The sequence below is a fragment of the Actinoplanes sp. NPDC051411 genome, from assembly GCF_040682075.1.
Classification (GTDB): Bacteria; Actinomycetota; Actinomycetes; order Mycobacteriales; family Micromonosporaceae; genus Actinoplanes.
Window position 1 is genome coordinate 19,457 of the sequence record NZ_JBFBAD010000051.1, and the last position, 23,050, is coordinate 42,506.

Here is a 23,050-nt window from a genome sequence, read left to right on the forward strand (position 1 = left end):
GCGGGGTACGTCGCGGCCCCGTGACGAATTCGCGGATCGGCGTCGTGGTCATCACCCACCGGCGCAAGTACGAGGCGCTCGAGGCGGTCGCCCGCCTGACCGACCTGCCGGAGCGGCCGCCGATCGTGCTGGTCGACAACGGTTCCGGCGACGGCACCGCCGAGGCCGTCCGCGACAAGTTCCCGCAGGTCGACGTCCTCGCCCTCGACCACAACGCGGGCGCCGTCGGCCGTAACCTGGGCGTCGGGCGGCTCGACACGCCCTACATCGCGTTCTGCGACGACGACACCTGGTGGGAACCGGGCAGCCTGGCCGCCGCCGTCGAGGCCCTCGACGCCCACCCGCGCCTGGCCGTCGTGAACGCCCGCATCGTCGCCGAGCCGGGCGGCCGGGAGGACCCGATCGTCGCCGAGCTGCGCGACTCCCCCGTCCCCGGCCCGGACTGGCTGCCCGGCCCGGCACTCGGCAGCTTCCTGGCCGGCGCGGCAGTGGTGCGGCGCGAGGCGTTCGAGTCCGCGGGTGGTTTCAGCGAACGGCTGTGGCTCGGCGGCGAGGAGGAGCTGCTGGCGACCGATCTGCTGAGCGAAGGCTGGGAGATCTGCTATCTGGACCGGCTGACCGTGCACCACGCAGCCTCGCCGCAGCGGGACGCCACCCGACGGCGCCGCGACGGCCTGCGTAACACCCTCTGGTTCACCTGGCTGCGCCGGCCGGCCGGGCCGGCCCTGCGCCGTACGTTCTTCCTGGCGCGCACCGCGCCGCGCGACCGGACGACGTTTCTCGCCTGGTGGGACGCCGTCCGCGGGCTTCCCTGGGTACTCGCCGGCCGCCGGGCCCGCCCGAAGGCGGTCGAGCGACGACTGGCGCCTCTCGACGCCGCCCAGCGCGCCTCGAAAGCCCGGCGCTACGTCTGACGCATAGAAGCGCGCCGCACGGGCATCCGGGCGCTATGACCACACCTACCAACGAGTTCGCCGTCGTCACCGGGGCTTCGAGCGGCATCGGGTTCGAGCTCGCCCGGCAGTTCGCCGAGCACGGCTACGACCTGCTGATCGCGGCCGAGGACGACGCCATCGAGCAGGCCGCCGCCGGTCTCCGCCGGGACGGCCGGAATAAGGTCATCGCCGTGCGGGTCGACCTCGCCACCTACGAGGGCGTGGAGAAGCTCTATGCCGCGATCCTCGAAACGGGCCGCGACGTCGACGCGCTGGCCCTCAACGCCGGCCGGGGCATCGGCGGCGGGTTCGTCGACGGCACCGAGCTGGCCGACGAGCTGAACGTCATCGCCGTCAACGTCACCTCGACGGTGCACCTGGCCAAGCGGGTCATCCCCGGCATGGTGCACCGCGACGCCGGCCGCGTGCTGTTCACCTCGTCGATCGCGTCCACGATGCCCGGCACCTATCAGGCCGTCTACAACGCGTCGAAGTCGTTCGTGCAGTCGTTCACCGAGGCGCTTCGGGCCGAGCTGAACGACTCGAACGTGTCGATCACCTCGCTGATGCCCGGGCCGACCGACACGAACTTCTTCCACCGCGCCGAGATGGACGACACCCGGGTCGGCGCGGGCAAGAAGGACGACCCGGCCCAGGTCGCGAAGCAGGGCTTCGAGGCGCTGATGAAGGACAGGGAGAAGGTCGTCGCCGGTTCGGCCAGGACCAAGGCCCAGGACGCGATGTCGAAGGTGCTCCCCGACCGAGCCAAAGCGGAGATGCACCGCAAGATGGCCGAGCCGGGGTCAGCGTCCTCGGACTGATCAGGGCTTCAGCACCACTTTGATGCAGCCGTCCCGCTTCTGCTTGAACATCTCGTAGGCATCGGGCGCCTCGGCCAGGGGCACCCGGTGTGTCACCAGGTCGTCCACCCCGAGCGGGTCGCCGTCACCGGTGAGCAGCGGCATGATGTCGTCGACCCAGCGCTTCACGTGGGCCTGCCCCATCCGCAGGGTCACGCCCTTGTCGAACAGTTCCATCATCGGGAACGGGTCGGCCTCTCCCCCGTACACGCCGATGACCGAGATCGTGCCGGCGCGGCGTACGGCGTCGAAAGCGGTGCGCAGCGCACCCATCCGGTCCACGCCGAAGGTTTCGGTCGCCTTGCGGGCCAGCGGATCCGGCAGCATGCCGGCCGCCTTGACCGCGGCCGCCTGGAACGGTGTGCCGTGCGCCTCCATGCCGACGGCCTCGATCACCCCGTCGGCCCCCCGGCCGGCGGTCAGGTCGCGCACCGCCTCCGGCACGTCCTCCACCTTCCCGTAGTCGATCACCTCGATGCCGTTGCGCTCGGCCATCGCCAGCCGCTCGGGCACGTCGTCGACCGCGAGCACCCGCCCGGCGCCGAGGTGCTTGGCGATGCGGGCGCTCATCTGGCCGATCGGCCCGAGGCCGGTCACCAGCACGGTGTCGCCGGGCTGAACGTCCGCGTATCGGGCGGCCTGCCACGATGTGGTCAGGACGTCGGACAGGAACAGGTAGCGTTCGTCCGGGTGCCCGTCCGGCACCTTGATCGGCCCGAACTGCGCCTGCGGCACCCGCAGATATTCGGCCTGGGCCCCCGGCACCTGGCCGTACAGCTTGGTGTAGCCGAACAGCGCCGCGCCCTTACCCTGGCCCCTCACCTGGGTCGTCTCGCACTGCGCGAAGAAGCCCCGGCGGCACATCCAGCAGTGCCCGCAGGAGATGTTGAACGGTATGACCACCCGGTCGCCGGGCTTGAGGTGGGTGACCTCCGGCCCGACCGCCTCGACGACGCCCATCGGCTCGTGCCCGAGGATGTCGCCCGGATCGATGTACATGCCCAGGACGTCGTAGAGGTGCAGGTCGGAACCGCAGATCGCGGTCGAGGTCATCCGCACGATCGCGTCGGTCGGTTCTTGAATCGTCGGGTCGGGGACGGTCTCGACCGAGACCTTGCCCGTGCCCTGCCAGGTCAATGCACGCATGCGACCCCGGGTACCCGCCGTGACGCCGAACCCACGTGGATTCGGCCCGGCGCTTTCCGGGTATCCGCCGTCCGTGTCGATCATCGAGGCTCCCGACCTGCCGCTGCCCGGCCACGGGCGGACCCTCGAGCGCTTGCGGGGGCTCACCGCGCTGGGCCGGGCCGATCTCGTCGCCGCCCGGCTCGGTGAGGGCCATGCCGACGCCGTTGCCATCCGCGCCGAGCTGGGCGACGCCCCGCCGGGCGACCCCCCGCCGGGCGAGCGCTGGGGTGTCTGGGCGGCGGCTCCTTCTTCCGTACGCGCGGTCGCCGCCGAGGACGGCTGGCGGCTGACCGGGGACCGGCCGTGGTGCTCGGGTGCCGAGTGGTGCACCCACGCGCTGGTGACCGCGGCCGCGCCGGACGGGATCCGGTTGTTCGCCGTCGCCAACGAGGCGCCCTTCGCGGAGCCGCTGGACGGCACCTGGCCCGCTGTCGGCATGGCGGGCAGCGACAGCCGGACGGTCCGGTTCACCGGCGCGCCCGGCCGCCCGCTCGGCGGCCCCGGCGACTACGTCGACCGTCCCGGCTTCTGGCACGGTGGGATCGGCGTGGCCGCGGTCTGGTTCGGCGGCGCCCTCGGGGTCGCCGACACGTTGCGCTTCTCGTCGAAGGAGTTGTCACCGCACGCGCTGGCCCACCTCGGCGCGGTCGATGTGGCGCTGGGTGCGGCCGGCTGCGTACTGGATTCGGCGGCGGCCACGATCGACGCCTCACCGGCCGAGAATCAGCACCGGCTCGCCCTGCGCGTGCGGGCGACGGTCGAGATGGCCGCCACGTCCGTGCTCGACCGGGTGGGACGCGCGCTCGGCGCCGGGCCGCTCTGCCAGGACGCCGGCCACGCCCAGCGGGTCGCCGACCTGACCGTCTACCTCCGTCAGTCCCACGCCGAGGGCGATCTGGAACAGCTGGGCCGTCTGCTGATCGCCGAGGACCGGCCGTGGTGAGGCCGATCGACGTCGCGGGAGGCACCCCCGAGGCGGATTGGAAGTCCCTGCCGGTGTTTCCGGCGCTCGCGCTGGATCCGGCCGGCCCGCCGCTGGTCGTCGCGCCGCACCCGGACGACGAGATCCTGGGCGTGGCCGGGCTGATGGCGATGCTGGGCAAGGCCGACCTGGCCGCGGTGACCGACGGTGAGGCGTCCCACCCGGGCTCGGCCGTTCACACGCCGGCGTCGCTGTCGGCGATCCGGCGGGCCGAGACCGCGGAAGCGTTGTCCCGCCTGGGTCTGGCGGCCTCGGCGGTGCACCGGCTCGGCCAGCCGGACGGCGGCATCGACGAGGACGCGGTCCGCGCCGCGCTCGTCCCGCTGCTCTCCCCCGGCCGCTGGTGCCTGGCCACCTGGCGCGAGGACGGCCATCCCGACCACGAGGCGGTCGGCCGGGCCGCCGCCCGGGCGTGTTCGGACACCGGCGCGCGCCTGCTCGAATACCCGATCTGGATGTGGCACTGGGCCGGCCCGGGCGACCCGGCGGTGCCGTGGGAGCGGGCCCGCACCGTCGACCTGACGCCCTCGGCCGCCGCGGCCAAGGCCGCCGCGATCGCCGCGTTCCCGAGCCAGATCGCGCCCCTAGGCCCGGACCCGGCCGACGCCGCGGTCCTCCCGCCCAACGTGCTCGACCACTTCGTCCGCCCGTTCGAAACGGTGTTCGTGTGACCACCCCGCTCAGCTACTTCGAGGCCCTGTACACCGCGAATCCCGACCCGTGGAGCTTCGAGACCCGCTGGTACGACACCCGCAAACACGCGCTGACCGCCGCCGCGCCGACCAGGCCGCACTACCGATCGGCGTTCGAACCGGGCTGCTCGACCGGCCGCCTGACCGCCCTGCTGGCCCCGCGCTGCGACCACCTCCTGGCCGTGGACGCCGTCCCCGCCGCCGTCGAGGCCGCAACGGCCCGGCTCGCCGCGACGCCGCACGTGACCGTCGGCCAGGCGCACCTCCCCGCGGACTGGCCGGCCGGCTCCTTCGACCTGATCGTGCTCTCCGAACTGGCCTACTACTTCGACGACGCCGACCTGACCACGTTGCTGGACCACGCCACCGACTCGCTCGAGCCCGGCGGCGACCTGGTCGCCGTCCACTGGCGCTGGCCGGTCGCCGAACACTTCCGCTCCGGCGACGAGGTGCACGCCGCGCTGGCCGCCCGGCCCGGGCTCGCCCGGCTGTCCCGCCACGAGGAGGACGACTTCCTGCTCGAGGTCTTCACCCGGGTGCCGCCGGCGGCCCGGTCGGTCGCCCAGCGCGAGAACCTGGCGTGACCCCGGCCCGCCTCGCCGTCGTCATCCCGGCCCACAACGAGCACCTCCTGCTGCCGGCGTGCCTGCACAGCGTCTTCGCGGCCCCGGCACCGGTGCCGGTCGAGGTCATCGTGGTCGCCGACGCGTGCACCGACGACACCGCGGCGCTCGCCTCGGCGGCCGGCGCCTCGGTGGTCACCGTCGCCGCCCGCAACGTCGGCCGGGCCCGCGACGCCGGCATGCGGCACGCCCTGCGCACCGGCCCGGAAGGCCTCTGGCTGGCCACCACCGACGCCGACAGCCGCGTCCCGCCGGGCTGGCTGCGCTGGCACCTCGCTCATTTTCGCGGCGGCGCCGACCTGCTGGCCGGAACGGTCATCGTCGACGACTGGTCGTCCTGGCCGCCCGACCTCCCGGCCCGCTATGAGCGCCGCTACCGGTCCGAGCCGCTGCACCCCCACGGCGCCAACATGGGAATCTCGGGTCAGGCTTACCGCCGCGCCGGCGGCTTCCCTCCGGTACGCCACGGTGAAGACGTCGCGCTGCTCACCCGCGTACGGCACAAGGAAGGCCACATCGTGGCCGACGCCTCCTGCCCGGTGGTGACCAGCGCCCGCCGGCAATCGCGGGCCCCGGACGGGTTCGCCGCCCACCTGGCCGCCATGGCCGCCCAGCCGATCGGCGGTACCGTCGACGGACGGCGGGGACGGTCGTCACGCCTTTCCTGATCCGTGGTCAGCTCAGTTCGGGTGGGAGTGTCCCGGTAAGCCAGGCGAGTTCGTTGTCGCGAATGAAGATGGAATCACTCGCCGTACGATCCACGGGCCAGCGGTGGAAGGCCTCTAACGCCTGCACGTACGCGTCGGCGCTTTCCCGGCTCGGCCGGGTGATGAGCCGCCGGGCGAGGTCACCGTATCCGTCCGGTAGGCGGTCCAGCGTGGCCAGTGTCGCGTCGAGGTATTTCGGCCCGCGGAAGAGTTTCCGATTCAGCGCGAGCAGTGCCCGCCCGCCGGCGCCTACCGTGTGCACGGCGGCGTGATGCAGCAGGAACGTGTTGTCCAGCGCGACGGCTTCGCGCAGAAAGTCGGTTCCGTGCAACCGGACCTGGGAGATGAACGATGCGGCCCGGCCTTCCCAGACCGTCGCCGGGAGCACTGGGATCGCGGCCACCAGTTCGGCGATGTCGTAACCATCGCGGGCCCAGGCCACCCGGGCGCCTTCGAACGACGCGCGAACCGGGTCGTCCCCGCGCTCGGCCGCCGCCCGCAGGAACGCGACGGTGGCGAGCTTGACGTCGACATAGCCGCCCGGATAGTCCGCATCGGAGCGTTCGATGAAGATCACACGATCGGCGGCGATGGCCGAACCGAACACGTCATCGGGGACGACCAGATAGACGTCGACGTCCGAGTCGGGTCGTTCGGTGCCGAGAGCAACCGATCCCACGACGATGACCGCGATCGTGTCCGGGTCGGCCTTCACCCGTCGCACGTACGCCCGTAGGGCGTCCTCGTGGTGCTCCATAAAACGCGCAATATACCTCCGCGTGGCGCCGGCCGGGTCAGAGGATCGGCTTGCCTCCGGTCACCGGGATCACGGCGCCGGAGATGTAGCTCGCCTCGTCGGAGGCCAGCATGACGTAGACCGGGGCGAGCTCCTTGGGCTGACCGGGGCGGCCCAGCGGGGTGTTCTTGCCGAACTCGGCCACCTGCTCGGGCGGCATCGTGGACGGGATCAGCGGCGTCCAGATCGGGCCCGGCGCCACCGCGTTGGCCCGGATGCCGCGGTCGCCCAGGAGCTGGGCCAGACCGGCCGTGAAGTTGGCTATGGCGCCCTTCGTGGTGGCGTACGGCAGCAGGGTCGGCTTGGGCTGGTCGTAGTTGACCGAGCTGGTGTTGATGATGGAGGCGCCGGCGTGCAGGTACGGCAGGGCGTTCTGCACCAGCCGGAACATCGCGGTGATGTTCAGGTCGAAGGTGTACCGCCACTCCTCGTCCGGGATCTCCTCGACCGTCTGGTGGGTCATCTGGAAGGCGGCGTTGTTGACCAGGATCTCGAGACCGCCCAGGCGCTGCACCGTCTGCTCGATGACGTCGCGGCAGTGGTCGCGGTCGGTGAGGTCGCCGGGCAGGAGCAGGGCCTGGCGACCGGCCTTCTCGACGTAGGAGGCGGTCTCGCGGGCGTCCTCGTGCTCGTCGAGATAGGAGATGGCCACGTCGGCACCCTCGCGGGCGAAGGCGATGGCCACCGCGCGGCCGATGCCGCTGTCGCCGCCGGTGATGAGGGCGTGTTTGCCGGCCAGGCGGCCGCTGCCCTGGTAGCTGTCCTCGCCGTGGTCGGGGCGCTCGCGCATCGCGGCCAGCGTGCCGGGCGGCTCCTGCTGACGCTCGTGGTCGGTCACTGGGACTCCTTTGAAGATCGGCCCGGCCCGTCCCCACCCGCTCGGGGCGGGGACGAGCCGAGCACCTGGTCAGGTAAGCGACGCCGGGAAGCGGTCCCAGACGCGGTGGTCGGCGAGCAACTCGCGTACGGCGTTGAAGGCCGCCGGGCCGTCTCCTGCCGTGACCACCCCGGGGGTGCCGGCCGCGCCGGTCTGTTCGAGCAGGGCCGTGCCGTCGCCCCAGGCGCCGATGGCCTTGGCGTGCCGCCAGGCCTCGTCGATGAGCAGCTGCACGCGCGGGTCGACCGGCGCGGCGCCCGGGGCGCCGGCCTTGGCATCGCGGGCCGGGATGGCGCCGGGTGCGGGAGGCGGCGCGGCGCCGATGAGGACGGCGTCGAACTCGACCGATCGTGCGGTGTCGAAGGTGCGCTGGATGCCGGGGCCGCCGTGCGCCCCGATGACAAGCGGGACCATCCCGGCCGCCAGTACCGCCTCGCTCAGGGCGGAATCCGGGTCGGCCACGATGCCCACGACCCGGCCGTCGACCGGCCACGACCGGCCGAGCTGGGACAGCGCGGGGCTCGGCGTCACGTCGACCGGGTCGGTGCGGGGCGCCGGCGCGGGCCGGCCGAGACCGGTCGCCACCTGCTCGCACAGCACCGGGTCGATCTCGGCCAGGCACTGCAGCTGCCGCTGTTTGATGGCCTGTTCGTAGCACTTGCCGAGTTCGAAGGTGTAGGCCGCGACGATGTGTTCCTTCTCGACCGGCGACATGCTCAGCCAGAACAGCCGGGCCTGGCTGAAGTGGTCGTCGAAGGAGGCCGGGTTCTGCCGGATCTTCGGGGCCTCGGCGACCCTCACCGGCACGTCGAGGAAGCCGTCCGGGTCGGGGAACGGGTTGCCGCCGTCGAGCGAGTTCGGCCGGTAGGGCGCCACTCCCGCGTGCACGGCGTGCTGGTGGAAGCCGTCGCGCAGCATGTCGTTGACGGGCGCGTGCGGGCGGTTGACCGGGATCTGCTCGAAGTTCGGCCCGCCGAGGCGGGTGAGTTGCGTGTCGACGTACGAGAAGAGGCGTCCCTGCAGCAGCGGGTCGTTGGTGACGTCGATGCCGGGCGGCAGGTGGCCGAGGTGGAACGCGACCTGTTCGGTTTCGGCGAAGAAGTTGGTCGGCACCTTGTTCAGCACCATCCGGCCGACCGGCTGCACCGGGGCGAGCTCCTCCGGCACGATCTTGGTCGGGTCGAGCAGGTCGATGCCGGCGAAGGTCTCCTCGGGGTTGTCCGGGAACACCTGCAGGCCGAGCTCCCACGCCGGGAACGCGCCGGCTTCGATCGCGTCGTAGAGGTCACGCCGGTGGAAGTCGGGGTCGACGCCGCTGATCAGCTGCGCCTCCTCCCAGGTCAGCGAGTGCACGCCGAGCGCCGGCTTCCAGTGGAACTTCACCAGCACGGTCTCGCCGGCCGCGTTGACGAGGCGGAACGTGTGGACGCCGAAGCCCTCCATGGTCCGGTAGGAGCGCGGGATGCCCCGGTCGGACATGTTCCACATCGTGTGGTGCTGGGCCTCGGTGTGCAGGGAGACGAAGTCCCAGAACGTGTCGTGCGCGCTCTGCGCCTGCGGGATCTCCCGGTCGGGGTGCGGCTTGCCGGCGTGGATGATGTCCGGGAACTTGATCGCGTCCTGGATGAAGAACACCGGGATGTTGTTGCCGACCAGGTCGAAGTTGCCCTCGTCGGTGTAGAACTTGGTGGCGAATCCGCGGGTGTCGCGCACGGTGTCGGCCGAGCCGCGCGAGCCGAGCACGGTCGAGAAGCGGACGAAGACCGGGGTCTCCTGGTCCTTCTTCAGGAAACTGGCGCGGGTCAGCGACGAGGCGGTTCCGTAGCCGGTGAACACGCCGTGGGCGCCGGCCCCGCGCGCGTGCACGACCCGCTCGGGGATCCGCTCGTGGTCGAAGTGCGTGATCTTCTCGCGGAAGTGGTGGTCCTGCAGCAGGATCGGGCCGCGCGGTCCGGCCTTCAGCGAGTGGTCGGTGTCGCGCAGCCGCGTCCCGTCGCCGGTGGTCAGGAACTCGCCCTGCTGGCCGTAGGCGGTGACCGGGCAGCCGGTGACCGCGCCGGTCGGGGTCCGCGGCTCGGGCGCGCCCTGTTCCGGCTTCGGCGGCAGAGGTTCGGCCGGCGTGGTCGGCTCGTCGACCGACGGCGTGCCGCTGCCGGGTGCGCCGGGAATCTTCGGCGATGCCTTACGGGAATTCATGGGCGGGCAGCTCCTCACGGCAAAATACGGATCCGCCTGGCATACCCGGCAAATACCGCCTCTAACGCCCCGCCTGCCGTCAGTCGGCCACCACGAGGGCCTGCGGGGCGGCCGCCTTCATCCGGGTGCGCAGCCACTGCAGTTGGACGGCGATGTCGGCCCCGCCCTCGGCGGCCAGCTTCGCGAGGTCGTCGTCCCGGATGCCGCGGGCGGCCTGCTCGACGACGGTCCAGCAGATATCGCACTCGGCGGTCATCAGATAGAGGTCCTGGAGGTCGCGCAGCAGGCCGAGACCTCCGCCGCGGGTGCCCCGGAACAGTTCCGAGTGCAACCGCTCCGGCTCGTCGGGGGCCTCTTCGGCGTACGTCCGGGCGAATGACCGCACCTCGCGGGACCAGTGCTCGCAGCGCGCGGCCCGCTGTTCCGCGAGGTGCGCGATGTCGGCCTCGGCCGCGTGCCCGGCCGCGACCTGCCGGAGGGCGTCGGCCATCACCGCGTGCGCCCGGTCGAGAAGACCGAGGTAATGGGCCAGGTGCATCGGTTACGCCTTCTTTCGTACGCGCACGGCCGCCAGCTTGAACAGAGGTTGCTTGGACACCGGGTCCCAGGCGGTGATCGTGAGCTCGTTGGCCGCCTGTTCGGCGTAGTGGAACGGCACGAAGACCGTGCCCGGCCGGATCCCGCACAGCCGGGCGGGTGCCTCGATAGCTCCTCGGGGCGATTCCACGCGTACGCCATCGCCGTCGGCGACGCCGAGCGCGAGCGCGTCGCTGGGATGGAGTTCCACCCAGGCCTGCGGGGCGGCGTCGTTCAGTTCGGGCACCCGGCCGGTCTTGGTGCGGGTGTGGAACTGGGTGAGCGTCCGGCCGGTGGTCAGCAGCAGCGGGAACTCGTCGCCCGGGATCTCCGGCGCGGGCGTGAAGTCCTCGGTGAGCAGGAACGCGCGGCCGCCGGGCTGTTTGGCCCGGTGCTGTTCGGCGGTGAATTCGGCGCCGGTGCTCAGGTCCTGGCCGTAGGTCTCGCAGTAGTCGGAGTCGGTGTTGAAGACACCGTCGGTGTAGAGGCGCTCGCCGCCCCACTGCAGGCCGGAGCCGCCGCGCAGCTTTTCGTAGGTGATCTCGCTGTAGTCGCAGGGCCGTCCGGCCGAGCACCGCTGCCACGCCTGGTAGGCCGACGAGGCGTCATGCCACTTGACGAGCGGGTCGCCGTCGCGGTCGCGGAAGTCCATCCGGGCCGCGTAGTCGAGGAAGATGTCGAGGTCGGCCCGGGCCTCGCCGGGCGGCTCGACCGCCTTCTCGGACAGGTGCACGGTGCGGTCGGCGTTGGTGAAGGTGCCGGTCTTCTCGCCCCAGGTCGCGGCCGGCAGCACCACGTCGGCGAACTCGGCGGTCTCGCTCAGGAAGACGTCCTGCACGACCACGAACAGCTCCGGCCGGGCCAGAATGCGGCGGATGCGGGCGAGGGCGGGCAGCGAGACGGCCGGGTTGGTGGCGCTGATCCAGAGCAGTTCGATCGAGCCCTGCTCGGCGTAACGCCAGATCTGCATCGCGTGGGTCGGCGGCGACCAGTGCGGAATCGTGTGCCGGTCGACGTTCCACAGGTCGGCGAGCTCCTGGACGTGCGCCGGGTTGTCCCAGTTCCGGAAGCCCGGCAGGTCGCCGTCGGCCCCGCACTCGCGCGTGTTCTCGGCGGTGGGCTGGCCGTTCATCTGCAGCACGCCGGCGCCCGGCCGGCCGATCATCCCGCGCAGCAGGTGCAGATTGTTGACGCCGACGGCCGCCGCAGTGCCCTGATGGGACTGGTAGAACCCCTGGAGCACCGTGGACAGCAGGGCCCCGGCGTGGCCGATCAGCTCGGCCGCCCGTTCGATGTCGCCGGCATCCAGCCCGCAGATCTCGGCCACCCGCTCTGTTCGGGAACCGTCGACGGCCTTTTCCAGGTCGTCGTAGCCGAGCGTGTGCGCGGCCACGAAGTCGTCGTCCACCCAGCCGCGCTGGATGACGAGGCGGAGCAGGCCGTTGAGCAGAGCCAGGTTGGTGCCGGGCCGGACCGGCAGGTGCAGGTCGGCCTCCCGGGCCACCGGCGTGGTTCGCGGGTCGACCGCCAGCATGGCCGGCGGGTTGGCGCCGTGCCGCCGGTCGAGCATGCGCATCCAGAGGACGGCCTGCGTCTCGGCGACGTTGTGCCCCCACAGGGCGATCGTGTCGCAGTGATCGACATCGGTGTAGGACGCCGGCTGACCGTCGGTGCCGAAGCTGGCCTTGAGCGCGGACGCCGAGGTCGCCGTGCACAGCCGGGTGTTGCCGTCCATGTGCGGGGTGCCGAGGCCGGCCTTCCCGATCACGCTGAGCGTGTAGTACTCCTCGAGGAAGAGCTGTCCGCTCGTATAGAAGCCGAACCGGCCCCAGCCGCCCCGCTTGTCGAGCAACTCCTTCGACTTCGCGACGATCCGGCCCATCGCGGTGTCCCAGCTCGCCTCGACCAGGCGGCCGTTCTCCCGCACCAGCGGCCGGGTCAGGCGGTCCTCACTGAGATTCGCCTTCCAGCCGTAGACGTCCTTCGGGTCGAGACGGCCCCGGTTGACCCGGTCGACCGCCCGCCCGCGGACGCCGACCAGCCGGCCCGCGCGGGTCCCGATGTCGATGCCGTCACCGTTGGAGTGCAGCAGCGAGGCCGACTGCGTCCACCGGTCGGGCTGCTCGACCGTGAACTCGTCCACCCGTACCGGCCACTGGTCGCCCCGGCCGTACGGCGTCCGGTCACCCCACCGGTCTTTCGTCGGCGCGTACTGGTCCATGCGAACCGCTTACCACCGCCGCGCCGCCCTCAAACCGGTCCGCCCGGTCGCAGTTCGCCATGATCGCGTCGTGGACGTACTGCGACAGACCGGGCGCCATGTCGTCGTAGTTGCGGCCGCTGCGCTGGTTCGCCCGATACAACACCGCCAGCTCGCGGTGCTTGTCGTAGTCGCAGTCGTGGAACCAGCGGTCGGTGTGCCGCCGCAGCTCCTCGGCCAGGTCCATGACCGCCGGGTCGGTGGCCGGCACGCCGCGGCCCATGCCGTCGGCGAGGCCCCGATGGATGGCGTGCAGTTCGTCGCGCAGTTTCAGCCAGTCCTGTTCGGTGTAGCTCGCCGTCCGCAGCTGGCGCTGCGCGAACGAGGCCTGGTGACCCCACCGCCGCTCGGCCTCGTCCAGGTGGTCGAGAAGCCGGTCGCCGCCCCACACCTTGCGCCGCTCCTCCGGCGTCAGGCGGATGCCCCCTTTGCGGGCCGCCAGCTCCCGGTCGATGACCGCGAGCATGGCCCGCGACCGGGCGATCCGCTGCTCGACCATCGTCCGCTGCCGGCGCAGATGCCCCTCGTCGGTGATCTGCGGGTTGGACACGACCTCCGCGATGTCGCCGAGGTCCAGATCCAGCTCCCGATAGAAGAGGACACGTTGCAGAAGGGCGATGTCGGCCTCGGTGTAGAGGCGGTAGCCGGCCGGGCTGCGGCTGCTCGGCCGCACGAGCCCGATCTGGTCGTAGTGGTGCAGGGTCCGCACCGACACCCCGGTCATCTCGGCGGCGACCCCCACCGTGTAATCGTCGGTCATGCCCTCACTCTGCGGCCTGACGTCACGTCAGGGTCAAGAGCGGGCCTTGCGGTCGCTGCGGGCGTTCGCCTTCTGGATCGCCTCGACCAGCTCGGGCTTGGTCATGCGGGAACGGCCGCTGATGTCGAGGCGCTTGGCGATGTCCATCAGGTGCTGCTTGCTGGCGTTCGCGTCGACCCCGCCGGCCGTCTTGGCCTTCGTGTCGCGCCCGCCGGCCGCCTTGGCGTCGCTCGGGCCACGCTTCTGTTTCGGCTCCCAGTGGTCGCCGACCTTCTCGAACGAGTGCTTCACGGCCGAGAACGCCGTACGGTGGGCGCGTTCGCCCTCGCCGTACTCCCGCACCGCGGAGTCGTGGGTCTCGGCGTACGTGTCCTGCGCCTTCTTGGGCGACCGCTTCAAGGTGCTCGGCATATCCTCACGCGCTGGCATGACCTCCGGGTGCCCGCTCGGGCCATCGTTAAACGGGTACGGTGCGGCGATGCGACTGGTAATGGTGCTGGACTGCGTGGACGCCGACGCCCTGGCCGACTTCTGGAGCACCGCGCTCGGCTACCGCCGCGACGCGTTCGGCCACGGCTCCTCGACGGTCGTCCTTCAGGACCCGCAGGGCAACGAGTTCTGCGTGCTGCGGCCGCCGGACGGCGACCCGCGCCTCGCCGAGATCTAGGAAGGCAGCTCGACCGTTTCGCCCCGCCCGATCGGCTGTACGCCGCGGACGCCTTCCCGCGAGGCGCGCTCGAGGAAGCGGGAAAGGGGCGACTTCATCACCTTGTAGTCGTCGTAGTGGACCGGGATCGTGCGGCCCGCCCCGATCAGGCGGGCCAGGCGGGTGCCCTGCGAGTCGTCCATGGTGACCAGCAGGCCGAGCACCCGGGTGCCGCCGAGATGGATGAGCATGGCGTCGATCTCGCCGAACCGGCGCGGGATCTCGGCCAGCCGCGGCAGGCAGAGGGTGTCCCCGGTGATGTAGAGAGTCAGGCCGCGCTGCCCGGCGACCGTGAACTCGACCACCGAACCCATGACGTCGGGCAGCAGCAGGTCGGCGATTCCCGGCCCGTGCCGGCCCGGCACGGCGGTGACCCGCAGCCGCTGGTCGCCGCGCGTCCACTCGTGCGATTCCCAGGTCGGCAGGCCGCGTACGGCCGGGAAATGCCGGCGCAGGCGGCGCTCGGCCTGGGGGGTCGTGATGATCGGAAGAGCGGGGTCGAGGCGGCGGCGTGCGGCCCGGTCGAAGTGGTCGCCGTGCAGGTGCGACAGCAGCATCGCGTCGAGGTCGAGGCCGTCGAGCGGGCCGAGCACCGGGTCGCGCAGGCGCTTGGTCCACAGCCCGTGGCCGAGCGACACCCGGCTCCCGGCGGGCCCGAACGCCGGGTCGGTGAGCAACGTGAAGTCACCGATCCGCAGGAGCACGGTCGCGTTGCCGATGAAGGTGGCGGTGGCAGGCATGGCCGGCGCTTACCCCGCGACCGGCCGATCATGCGACCGGCTGGGACGCGCCGGCCTCGCGGGCGAACTCCAGGACGGTGTCAGCTGAGCCACGCCGCGACCGCGGCGGCCGGGAACTCCTCGCCGTCGCGCAGCGCCCGGATCGCCTTCGCGCTGACCCAGGCCAGCGTCGTGCCGTGGCGGTAGTCCGGATAGCGGGCCAGCATCGCGTCGAAATACCCGGTCGCGCTCGGATCACCGGCCAGCACGGCCTCGGCCTGGCCGAGATAGTCCAGGCTCCCGGCGATGATGCGCCGGGCGTCGTGGTCCAGCGCCCGGTCGCCGTGGCCGGCGACGACCCACCGCGGATCCAGGTCGGCGATCTTGGCGATCGCCGCACGCCATTCCTGTACGCCGGCGGCCGCCGCGTCGCCGAGGTACATGTGGGCGCCGTTGTAGAGCACGTCGCCCGCCACGACGAGGCCGAGCGCCGGGACGTGCACGACCGAACTGTCGGCGCAGTCGCTCGCGCCGACCGGGACCAGGACGATGTCGTCGCCCTCCAGCCGGAAACGGTCGCCCGGGACGGTGGTCGCGGTGACCGGGCTCGCCGGGATCTGGCCCGGGAACAGGGTGTCCCACAACAGCGGGCGTGCCGCCTCGTGGAACCGCATCAGCTCGATGGTCGGGGCGGTCGCCACGACCTGGGCGCCGAACCGCCGGGCGAGCAGGTCGGCGGTGAACCAGTGGTCGCCGTGGCCGTGGGTGATCGCGATGTGGGTCAGGTTCTTACCGCCGGCGGCGATCCAGTCACCCACCGCCTGGGCGTCCGACCGGGTGGTCGGCGGATCGACGAGAACGGCGTCCGCCGTACCGGAAATCAGGGTGACCGCCAACGGCTGGAACCGGCGCTCCTCGCCGTTGGGCAGGCGGCCACCCGGGCCGATCGGCAGCGGATCCAGATGCAGTACGTCATAGTTCATGCCACCAATATGACCGGTCGTTTCAGTCGGCGGAAGCGTCGACTACATCACCTTGACTTCTCTAGACGACCGGTCATATAGGCCGCCGGGCCCGGCACTTCCCCGCAAGCGCCGGGCCCCGGACCGGATCAGTTGTCCGTCACCGCGCCCTTGATCTTGTTGACCACATTGGCGACACCCTGGCCGTGCGCGCCCGCCCCGGTTCCGGGCTTGCCCTTACCCATCGCGCCGTCGTAGGTGACGAACAGCTTCGGGTCGGGCGCCGGGCCGAGCGGCTTGTCGTCGGTGAGCGGCTGGGCGTCCGGCACGTACTCGATCTCCTCGCCGAGCAGTGTCTGGCCGACGGCCCACCGGCCGCGTCCGGCCTGGCTCTCCGGGTCGAAGCTGTAGAACGTCCGGCGGGCGAACTCCTTCTCGACGTCGCCGTTGGAGTTCTCGATCGGGGTGTCGGTGAAGCCGTCCTCGATCAGCGACTCGATGCCGAGCAGCCACTGCTGCTGGTGGTAGGTGTCGCGGGCCAGGTTGAACTGCAGCATGTCCTTGACCCCGCGGTCGTCGGTCATGTTGTAGATACGGCTGGTCTGCAGCCGGCTCTGCGCCTCGGCGGCCACATTGGAGCGGAAGTCGGCCAGCAGGTTGCCGCTGGCCACGATGTAGCCGGCGTTCCACGGCACGCCCTGGCTGTTGGTCGGCATCGGGCCGCCGCCGGTGACGATCGAGTGCTGCGGGTTCTGGCCGCCGAGGACCGCCGCCAGCAGGGGGTTGGCCGCCGCGGCCTTCTCGGTCGCCTCGGCCGGCCCGCCCTCGAGCAGGCGGGCGAGCATGGTCGTGAGCATCTCGACGTGACCGATCTCCTCGGTCGCGATGTCCATGATCATGTCCTTGTACTTGCCGGGTACCCGGCACGACCAGCCCTGCCACAGGTACTGCATCATCACGGTCATCTCGCCGAACTGCCCGCCGATGAGCTCCTGGAGCTTGGCCGCGAAGAACGCGTCCGGCTTCTCCGGCTTGGCCTGGAACTGCAGGTAATCCACGTGCTTGAACATCGAGGTCCGTCCTCCCATGCGATCGGTGTGGCACGGGGTGGGCTACCCGGGTGGCTGGCCCCGTCGGGACCGGTTGTGGCCCGAAAGGGTCAGCCGGGCCGGGCATCCGGGGCGGCATGGTCGTCCTGGATGTCACCCTGCCCCTGCGCCGCCGCGTCGCGCGGGTCGCCCCCTGGTTCGGGCCCGCCTTCGTGGCCGCCATCGCCTACGCCGACCCCGGCAACTTCGCCACCAACTTCACCGGTGGCGCGAGCTTCGGCTACCGCCTGGTCTGGGTGATCGTCGCCGCCAACCTGATCGCGATGCTGATCCAGTCGCTGTCGGCCAAGCTCGGCCTGATCACCGGCCGTGATCTGGCCCAGCTGTGCCGCGACACCCTGCCCCGCCCGGTCTCCCGGTTCCTCTGGGCCCAGGCCGAAGTGGTCGCGATGGCCACCGACCTGGCCGAGATCATCGGTGGTGCGCTCGCGCTGAACCTGCTCTTCGGCATCCCGCTGCCGATCGGCGGCCTGCTCACCTGCGTGGTGGCGTTCGCGTTGCTGGCCCTGCATCAGCGCGGTCTGCGCCGGTTCGAGACGGTGATCGGCGGCCTGCTCGGGGTGATCCTGCTCGGCTTCCTCTACGACGCGCTCCGCGCCGGCACCGACCCGGTCGCGGTGGCTTCCGGACTCGTTCCGTCGTTCGCGGGACCGGACAGCGTCGTGCTGGCCACCGGCATCCTCGGCGCGACCGTGATGCCGCACGTGATCTACCTGCATTCGGCGCTGACGAAATCCCGCGCCGAGGCGGCGGCCGAGGCCCCGGGCGTACGCAAGAGCGCGCTGCGCTGCCAGCGGGCCGACACCCTGCTCGCCCTGGGGCTGGCCGGTGTGATCAACCTCGTGATGCTGACCATCGCCGCGCGCCTGTTCTTCCGAACCGGCACCCCCCGGACGGACAGCCTGGCCGGCATCCACTCCGCGCTCGGCGCCGCCCTCGACCACTGGGCCGCCCTGGCGTTCGCGGTCGCCCTGCTCGCCTCCGGCCTCGCCTCGTCGAGCGTCGGAACCTTCGCCGGGCAGGTGGTCATGCGCGGCTTCATCGGGCGGAGCATCCCGCTGACCGTACGCCGGCTGCTCACCATGACCCCGGCCATGGCCGTCCTGATCGCCGGCGCCGACCCGACCGCGGCCCTGGTCTGGTCGCAGGTCGTGCTCTGTTTCGGCGTGCCGTTCGCGCTGGTGCCGCTGATCTGGCTGACCAGCCGCCGCCGGATCATGGGCGAGTTCCGCAACCACCCGGCCACCACCGTGCTGGCCGGCGCCGCGGCGGCCCTGATCATCGGAATGAACGGGCTGCTGATCCTACATTTTGTGGGTGTTATTTAGGCGAATCGGCGGGAACGCCACGCCTCATGCCGCTTCACAGTAGACCGGCGCTCCCGGCGAGCGCGGCCGCTTCCGTACGGCTGGACACCCGCAGCCGCCGCAGCAACGTAGCGGTCTGCCGTTTCACCGTGCGCTCGGACAGGTGCAGCCGGGCCGCGATGTCCACCGTCGACAGCCCGGCCGCGATCATCCTCAGTAGATCCCGCTCGTCGTCGTTCAGGCGGATCTCGAGGCGCCCGCCTCCGGTCGCACCGATCAGCGCGGCCAGCACGGGCGACGGCAGCACGGCCCAGCCGTCCAGCGCGGCCAGCAGCGGGTTCACCAGATCGCCGGGCTCGCTGCTCTTGGGCAGGAAGCCCTCGGCCCCGGCCCGCAGCGCCTCCACCGCGGCCGCCGGGTCGTCGTCGCCGGACATCGCCAGCACCCGGCTGCGCGGCTCGGCCTGCCGGACCGCCGCGATCGCCCGCAGGCCGCCCGGCGGCGGCATGTGCAGATCGATCAGGACCACGTCGGGCACGGTCCGGCGGACCAGGCCGGCCGCCGACGCGGCGTCGCCGCTGCTCGCGACCACGGTCGCCCGGCCACCGCTCACCTCCGGCAGCAGCAGCTCCAGGCCACGTACGAAGAGGGGATGATCATCGATGAGGACGATCCGCATGTGCGTACGCATGCCGCACGCATGCCCCGCCCCGGCCGCATCATGCGGCTGACCCGCAAGGCCGCCGACCCGGCCGGAAAGCTGCTGCTGCGCAGCGTCTGCCACGAGCTGCGGCCGCCGATCGCCACGCTGTCGTCGCTCGCCCGGGCGCTGGAGGCCCAGCCGTGCCCGGACCGCCGGGCCGAGATGGCCCGGCTCGCCACCGAGTACGCCGCCCACGCCCTGTCGGTGATCGCCGAGGCCGACGCCATCGCGGCCGGGCTGTCCGACCGTTCCGGCGACGCCGCCCCACTGGCCCGGCTGCTGCCCGGCGTGGCCGCCACCGCACCGGCCGGCCGGCTGTCGACAGTGGTCACCCCGGCCGCCGCCCGCTGGCCGGTGCACGTCCAGCACACCCGGCAGATCCTGATCAACCTGGTCGGCAACGCCGTCCGCCACTCCCCCGGCCAGATCCGCCTGGGCGCCCAGCAGTGGGCCGGGCGGCTACGCCTGACCGTCGCCGACGAGGGCCGCTGGAACCCACGGCTGGCCCGGGCCCTGGAGCGCGACACTCCCCCGCCGGACGACAACGGGCTCGGCCTGTGGGTGGTGCGGCACCTGGCCGCCCTGCACGGCGGCCGGCTCCAGGCCCGGCGTGGCCGCGCGGACGGCCTCGTGATGGAGGTCGTGCTGCCGCGCTACCGGCTCATCGGGCGGCGTCGACCGCCTTTTCCACTTCGGTGAGGACGAGGTCCGGACGGTCGGCGGGAACCTCATGGGAGCTGCCCTCGGCGGGGACGGTGCCGGGCCACGAAACCTGGTGACAGGCGTGCTGCACGGGAACGAAGCCGGCCGCGGTCGCCAGCAGCTGCCGGGTCTCCCTGGTCGACGGGGCCGCTTTCGCCGCGTCCACCTGGGGCTTGGTCGCGGCGACCAGCCGGGCGATTTCCGGGTCGGTGAAGAACCGCGGCAGGTCGGCGTCGACGAGCACCGCGCCGGACACCAGCCCCAGGTCGTCCCGCACGAAGTAGGTCGCGACCTCGCCGCCCTGCGAATGCGCGACCAGCACCACGTTCCTGGTCACGCCGAGCCGGCGCAGCCCGGCCCGCAGGTCGCCAGAATCCCGGCCGCCGGAACCAGCAGGAGCATCGCCGGCAGGGCCCGGCGCAGGCGGTGAGGCAGACGGAGGTGGCCCATGGAGGACCCTCTCGAAGCTGACCACGCGGACCGCGGCTGATCAAGATCAATCCTCGGATCGCGGTGCGCGGTGCGCTGGACCGCGACGGCAAGCGGTTGCACGACGCCGTGCTGGTCACTACCGAGGCCCGGCCGCGGCAGGTGGTGGACAACCTCGCCCGCCCCGGTCCGGTGCTGGTCGTGGTCGACCGCCGGGCTCGATCGGTGCGCTGCCGGTCGCCGTCGGCCGGGCCTACGGTCAACAGGTGGCCTATCTGCCGGCCCGGGTCACCCGCCGCTCCGGTCTCTGGATCCCGGCGAGCATCCACCCACAGGCGGCAACAAACAGCTCAAACACGCGTGCGACTACTCGGGTTTCCGTGGGCAAGTCCAGGGTGACTCCGCCGCGGCAGAGGTACATGGCTGCGGTGAGCGCGTCGAGGTTGCGGTAGCCGAAGCCGCGACGCTGGGTCAGTCGGAACTCGGCGCAGCGCCAGCACGATGGGTCGCGAGGACTATGTCACGTCTCGAGCACCGTAGGCAAAGGCGCCCTGACGGTAGCGAGCCAAGATGCTTGTGGCCACTTCCTCCGGAGTTCCCCGTGGCTCGATGATCAGGTGCCGGGCGTCGATGCGGGCTTGCTCGAACTGTCCGTGCATATACCGCGTACCGGGTTCGTCGTCACCGTTGCCCTCCCGGGTGGTGACGTTCTGCACGCAGCGTTCCACCGAGGGCAGCAGGACGGCGTAGTGCAACTCGTTCAGTCCGGTGGCCTCGAAGAAGGCCGGCAGGAACCATGGCCCCATGACTCCGTCGAAGACGGCCTCGTATCCTCCCCGCGCGAACTGCCCAGCGGCCGCACCCGAGGCGCGGATGACCGTCCGGTTCTGATCCTTTGCCTCGGGCAGCCACGGCTTCCGCGCACCCTGGTCCAGGAATCGGAAGAAGGCGTCTCCGCGGATCAGGACGCTTGGTGAGAGACGCGAAGAAGCGATGGAGCTGACGGTCGACTTCCCGGCTCCGGGTGGCCCGGCGATGACAAGCAGGGTGGACATGTGGCCCTGTCTATCAGTATCGCTCCTCGCCAGCGGCCCCCACACGCGTCTCGCCCCGTTGCACCGAGGCCGGGGAACACACCGGACGCTACGTTGCGCCCGATGTGCCCCCCGGCCCGCGGCGGGCGGTCATGACCCGTCGGGCCGGGCCGCCTGCACTGTGTCCTGCGCGGACGACCGCGCCTGTTCCCGGGTGGTCTGGACGGCGTCCTGGGCGGTGTCCTTGACTCGGCCGGCCGCCTCCTGGACCGTTCCGCCGACGTCGTCCTTGAGGTCGCTCGCGACCTCCTTGACCTTGTCGGTGAGCGGCTCGCCGCGGTCCTTCAGCTCTTGGCCGGCGCGCTTCTCGGCGTCGGTGACCGGGATCAGGGTGGCCGCCAGCAGGCCCACTCCGAAGGCGATGACGCCCGCGGCGATCGGGTTGCCCTGTGTCTGCGAGGCGACCGCCTGCGGCGCGGCGCGGACGGCGTCGGCCGCGTCGTGCGCCTTCTCGCCGGCCACGTCACCGAGGTGGGACGCCTTGTCCTGTACGGTCCCGCCGATGTCGGACGCCTTGTCCTGCACGGTGGACGTGGCCGAGCCGGTGCTGCCCATCACCTTCTCCTTCACGGCGGTCCACCGGCGGCGGGCCACCTGCTTGGGGCTCGCCTTCTCGGCGAGCCGGTCGACGTCGCGGGTCAGGCCGGCCCGCGTGTACTCGATCTCCTGCCTCAGCCGGTCGGGTTCTTCAGCCACTGGGCGTCCTCCTTGAGCGTGTCGACGGTGCGCCGTGGCATCGGGTCCACGGTCTTGAGCCGCTTGCGGCCGGTCGCGTACAGAACCGCGCCGATGATCGCCCAGACGACGGCGATGATCAGGGCGGCCCATCCGCCGTCCATGACGTTGGCCAGGCCGAACACCGCCGCGAAGCTGAGCAGCACGACGGCCAGGTAGCCGGCGAACCCGGCGACGCCGAGCATCCCGGCCGCCTTGCCGGCCTTGGCCGCCTCCTGGCGCAGTTCGACCTTGGCCAGTTCGACCTCCTGCCGGAACAGCTGGGACAGGTCGGAGCTGATGTTGCCGATCAGCTCGCCGATCGAGGTCTCGCCGGCCGGCTGCGCGCGGTCCTGGTCCTGGGGGTAGGGCGTCGTCATGGCCGCGACTCCGGATACTCCGGCTCGGCGACCAGCGGCGTGCCGGTGCCGGTCGACGTGTACTCGGTGCCGGTGGCCTCGTATCCGGTCGCGTGCCGGCCGGGGTCGGCGTAGCCGCCGGTCGCGGCCGGATCGGTCACGTAGCCGGTGCCGGCCGGCGAATATCCGGGCGTCTCGGAATAGCCGGTCGTTTCCGAATAGCCGGGGGCCGGCGAATAGGCCGGCGTCTGCGGATAGTTCGACGCGAACGTGTCGGTCGACGGTTTGACGCTGGTGTCGGCACCCGCGTTCGGGTCGGCCTTGGCCACACTCTTGCCGAGTCGTCCGACGACGAATCCGGCCGCGAGCGCGGTGGCCAGGAAGGCGCCGGGCCGGCGGCGGGCGAAGTCCTGCACCTCGCGGAGGACGCCCTCGGGGCCGTGGTGGTCGAGGTAGTCGGCCAGCTGCCGGCCGCCGTCGGCCACCCGCGCCACGACGGTCGCCGCGGGGGTTCCGCTGCGGTCGCCGCGCATCTCGTCGAGGTGGTCAGCGGTCTCACGGATGCTGCCGACCAGGCGGTCGTTCTGCGTGCGGGCCTGCTCGCCGAGCCTGTCGCGCACGTCCGAGGCCACCGTCCGGGCCTGGGCGCGCGCCTCGGCGCCGACCCGCTGGGCCTGGTCGGTGGCGGTCTCCCGCACGTCCGTCACCGCTTGGCCGGCGGCCTGGGTGCCTTGGGCGGCCACCTGTTTCACCGTGGACTGGCCGCCGGTCGTTGATTCACTCACTATGCCTCC

Annotated in this window: 26 protein-coding genes and 1 pseudogene; 10 read left to right on the plus strand and 17 right to left on the minus strand. The window is 71.8% G+C overall.

Going from position 1 to position 23,050, the window contains the following annotated elements; all coding sequences use genetic code 11:
• Positions 1 to 20 precede the first annotated feature (20 nt).
• The gene (locus tag AB0M88_RS26570; RefSeq protein ID WP_364106750.1) at positions 21 to 914 is read left to right on the plus strand and encodes a glycosyltransferase; all 894 of its coding nucleotides are present in this window, start codon (positions 21 to 23) and stop codon (positions 912 to 914) included.
• Between the two features lie 35 nt (positions 915 to 949).
• Complete coding sequence (locus AB0M88_RS26575) at positions 950 to 1,756, plus strand: SDR family NAD(P)-dependent oxidoreductase (RefSeq protein WP_364106752.1); 807 nt, start codon at positions 950 to 952, stop codon at positions 1,754 to 1,756.
• On the opposite strand, the gene AB0M88_RS26580 is transcribed toward AB0M88_RS26575, so the two are convergent.
• Positions 1,757 to 2,941, minus strand: coding sequence for a zinc-dependent alcohol dehydrogenase (locus tag AB0M88_RS26580; RefSeq protein WP_364106754.1), 1,185 nt, complete (start codon positions 2,939 to 2,941; stop codon positions 1,757 to 1,759).
• 73 nt (positions 2,942 to 3,014) lie between these two features.
• Here AB0M88_RS26580 and AB0M88_RS26585 point away from each other — a divergent pair, with 73 nt between their 5' ends.
• Genes AB0M88_RS26585 through AB0M88_RS26600 form a run of 4 tightly spaced genes read left to right on the plus strand, consistent with a single transcriptional unit; the run spans position 3,015 to position 5,948 of the window.
• Positions 3,015 to 3,926 carry an acyl-CoA dehydrogenase gene (locus AB0M88_RS26585; RefSeq protein ID WP_364106756.1) on the plus strand — a complete coding sequence of 304 codons (912 nt, stop codon included), beginning with the start codon at positions 3,015 to 3,017 and terminating at the stop codon, positions 3,924 to 3,926.
• Positions 3,920 to 4,636: a PIG-L family deacetylase gene (locus tag AB0M88_RS26590; protein ID WP_364106758.1), complete on the plus strand. Its 717-nt coding sequence runs from the start codon at positions 3,920 to 3,922 to the stop codon at positions 4,634 to 4,636. Before AB0M88_RS26585 ends, AB0M88_RS26590 begins: the two co-directional genes overlap by 7 nt.
• A complete protein-coding gene (locus AB0M88_RS26595; protein ID WP_364106760.1) occupies positions 4,633 to 5,241 on the plus strand; it encodes a class I SAM-dependent methyltransferase in 609 nt (202 codons plus the stop codon). The genes AB0M88_RS26590 and AB0M88_RS26595 overlap by 4 nt, the downstream gene beginning before the upstream one ends.
• Complete coding sequence (locus AB0M88_RS26600; protein ID WP_364106762.1) at positions 5,238 to 5,948, plus strand: glycosyltransferase family 2 protein; 711 nt, start codon at positions 5,238 to 5,240, stop codon at positions 5,946 to 5,948. Before AB0M88_RS26595 ends, AB0M88_RS26600 begins: the two co-directional genes overlap by 4 nt.
• A 7-nt stretch (positions 5,949 to 5,955) precedes the next feature.
• Here AB0M88_RS26600 and AB0M88_RS26605 read toward each other — a convergent pair whose 3' ends face one another.
• The 7 genes from AB0M88_RS26605 to AB0M88_RS26635 form a co-directional block, all read right to left on the minus strand.
• A complete protein-coding gene (locus AB0M88_RS26605) occupies positions 5,956 to 6,744 on the minus strand; it encodes a nucleotidyltransferase domain-containing protein (RefSeq protein WP_364106764.1) in 789 nt (262 codons plus the stop codon).
• A gap of 37 nt (positions 6,745 to 6,781) precedes the next feature.
• The gene (locus AB0M88_RS26610) at positions 6,782 to 7,621 is read right to left on the minus strand and encodes an SDR family oxidoreductase (protein ID WP_364106766.1); all 840 of its coding nucleotides are present in this window, start codon (positions 7,619 to 7,621) and stop codon (positions 6,782 to 6,784) included.
• 69 nt (positions 7,622 to 7,690) lie between these two features.
• Positions 7,691 to 9,856, minus strand: coding sequence for a catalase (locus AB0M88_RS26615; RefSeq protein WP_364106768.1), 2,166 nt, complete (start codon positions 9,854 to 9,856; stop codon positions 7,691 to 7,693).
• A gap of 79 nt (positions 9,857 to 9,935) precedes the next feature.
• A complete protein-coding gene (locus AB0M88_RS26620; RefSeq protein ID WP_364106770.1) occupies positions 9,936 to 10,394 on the minus strand; it encodes a hypothetical protein in 459 nt (152 codons plus the stop codon).
• A 3-nt stretch (positions 10,395 to 10,397) separates the two neighbouring features.
• On the minus strand, positions 10,398 to 12,653 hold the full coding sequence (locus AB0M88_RS26625; protein WP_364106772.1) for a molybdopterin-dependent oxidoreductase: 2,256 nt from the start codon (positions 12,651 to 12,653) through the stop codon (positions 10,398 to 10,400).
• Entirely contained in the window at positions 12,616 to 13,452 is an 837-nt protein-coding gene (locus tag AB0M88_RS26630; protein ID WP_364106774.1) for a MerR family transcriptional regulator, read from the minus strand. The genes AB0M88_RS26625 and AB0M88_RS26630 overlap by 38 nt, the downstream gene beginning before the upstream one ends.
• A 33-nt stretch (positions 13,453 to 13,485) precedes the next feature.
• A complete protein-coding gene (locus AB0M88_RS26635) occupies positions 13,486 to 13,881 on the minus strand; it encodes a ChaB family protein (RefSeq protein ID WP_364106776.1) in 396 nt (131 codons plus the stop codon).
• Positions 13,882 to 13,930: 49 nt separating this feature from the next.
• On the opposite strand from AB0M88_RS26635, the gene AB0M88_RS26640 reads away from it, so the two are divergent.
• Entirely contained in the window at positions 13,931 to 14,119 is a 189-nt protein-coding gene (locus AB0M88_RS26640; RefSeq protein WP_364106778.1) for a VOC family protein, read from the plus strand.
• Here AB0M88_RS26640 and AB0M88_RS26645 read toward each other — a convergent pair.
• From AB0M88_RS26645 to AB0M88_RS26655, 3 genes are all read right to left on the minus strand, one after another.
• The gene (locus tag AB0M88_RS26645; protein ID WP_364106780.1) at positions 14,116 to 14,898 is read right to left on the minus strand and encodes an MBL fold metallo-hydrolase; all 783 of its coding nucleotides are present in this window, start codon (positions 14,896 to 14,898) and stop codon (positions 14,116 to 14,118) included. The two genes, AB0M88_RS26640 and AB0M88_RS26645, sit on opposite strands and share 4 nt — an antisense overlap.
• Before the next feature lie 80 nt (positions 14,899 to 14,978).
• The gene (locus tag AB0M88_RS26650; RefSeq protein ID WP_364106782.1) at positions 14,979 to 15,860 is read right to left on the minus strand and encodes an MBL fold metallo-hydrolase; all 882 of its coding nucleotides are present in this window, start codon (positions 15,858 to 15,860) and stop codon (positions 14,979 to 14,981) included.
• A 128-nt stretch (positions 15,861 to 15,988) separates the two neighbouring features.
• On the minus strand, positions 15,989 to 16,909 hold the full coding sequence (locus AB0M88_RS26655; RefSeq protein WP_364106784.1) for a manganese catalase family protein: 921 nt from the start codon (positions 16,907 to 16,909) through the stop codon (positions 15,989 to 15,991).
• Positions 16,910 to 17,025: 116 nt separating this feature from the next.
• Here AB0M88_RS26655 and AB0M88_RS26660 point away from each other — a divergent pair, with 116 nt between their 5' ends.
• On the plus strand, positions 17,026 to 18,276 hold the full coding sequence (locus tag AB0M88_RS26660; protein WP_364106786.1) for an Nramp family divalent metal transporter: 1,251 nt from the start codon (positions 17,026 to 17,028) through the stop codon (positions 18,274 to 18,276).
• Between the two features lie 34 nt (positions 18,277 to 18,310).
• Here the strand turns inward: AB0M88_RS26660 and AB0M88_RS26665 are convergent, their stop codons facing one another.
• Positions 18,311 to 18,934, minus strand: a complete 624-nt coding sequence (locus tag AB0M88_RS26665) for a response regulator transcription factor (protein WP_364106788.1) — start codon at positions 18,932 to 18,934, stop codon at positions 18,311 to 18,313.
• Between AB0M88_RS26665 and AB0M88_RS26670 the strand changes: the two genes are divergently transcribed.
• Complete coding sequence (locus AB0M88_RS26670) at positions 18,908 to 19,657, plus strand: sensor histidine kinase (protein ID WP_364106790.1); 750 nt, start codon at positions 18,908 to 18,910, stop codon at positions 19,655 to 19,657. The two genes, AB0M88_RS26665 and AB0M88_RS26670, sit on opposite strands and share 27 nt — an antisense overlap.
• Here the strand turns inward: AB0M88_RS26670 and AB0M88_RS26675 are convergent.
• Positions 19,620 to 19,997 (minus strand): alpha/beta hydrolase, encoded by a 378-nt coding sequence (locus AB0M88_RS26675; protein WP_364106792.1) that lies wholly within the window; start codon positions 19,995 to 19,997, stop codon positions 19,620 to 19,622. The genes AB0M88_RS26670 and AB0M88_RS26675 overlap by 38 nt on opposite strands.
• 206 nt (positions 19,998 to 20,203) lie before the next feature.
• Here AB0M88_RS26675 and AB0M88_RS26680 point away from each other — a divergent pair.
• A pseudogene (locus tag AB0M88_RS26680) lies at positions 20,204 to 20,445 on the plus strand (hypothetical protein); the annotation flags it as partial.
• 159 nt (positions 20,446 to 20,604) lie between these two features.
• Here the strand turns inward: AB0M88_RS26680 and AB0M88_RS26685 are convergent.
• The 4 genes from AB0M88_RS26685 to AB0M88_RS26700 all read right to left on the minus strand — a co-directional run bounded on the left by AB0M88_RS26685 (position 20,605) and on the right by AB0M88_RS26700 (position 23,041).
• Positions 20,605 to 21,144: a hypothetical protein gene (locus AB0M88_RS26685; protein WP_364106794.1), complete on the minus strand. Its 540-nt coding sequence runs from the start codon at positions 21,142 to 21,144 to the stop codon at positions 20,605 to 20,607.
• A gap of 129 nt (positions 21,145 to 21,273) precedes the next feature.
• Positions 21,274 to 21,879: a DUF3618 domain-containing protein gene (locus AB0M88_RS26690; RefSeq protein ID WP_364106796.1), complete on the minus strand. Its 606-nt coding sequence runs from the start codon at positions 21,877 to 21,879 to the stop codon at positions 21,274 to 21,276.
• The gene (locus AB0M88_RS26695) at positions 21,855 to 22,277 is read right to left on the minus strand and encodes a phage holin family protein (protein ID WP_364106798.1); all 423 of its coding nucleotides are present in this window, start codon (positions 22,275 to 22,277) and stop codon (positions 21,855 to 21,857) included. Before AB0M88_RS26695 ends, AB0M88_RS26690 begins: the two co-directional genes overlap by 25 nt.
• On the minus strand, positions 22,274 to 23,041 hold the full coding sequence (locus tag AB0M88_RS26700; RefSeq protein WP_364106800.1) for a hypothetical protein: 768 nt from the start codon (positions 23,039 to 23,041) through the stop codon (positions 22,274 to 22,276). Before AB0M88_RS26700 ends, AB0M88_RS26695 begins: the two co-directional genes overlap by 4 nt.
• Positions 23,042 to 23,050 lie beyond the last annotated feature (9 nt).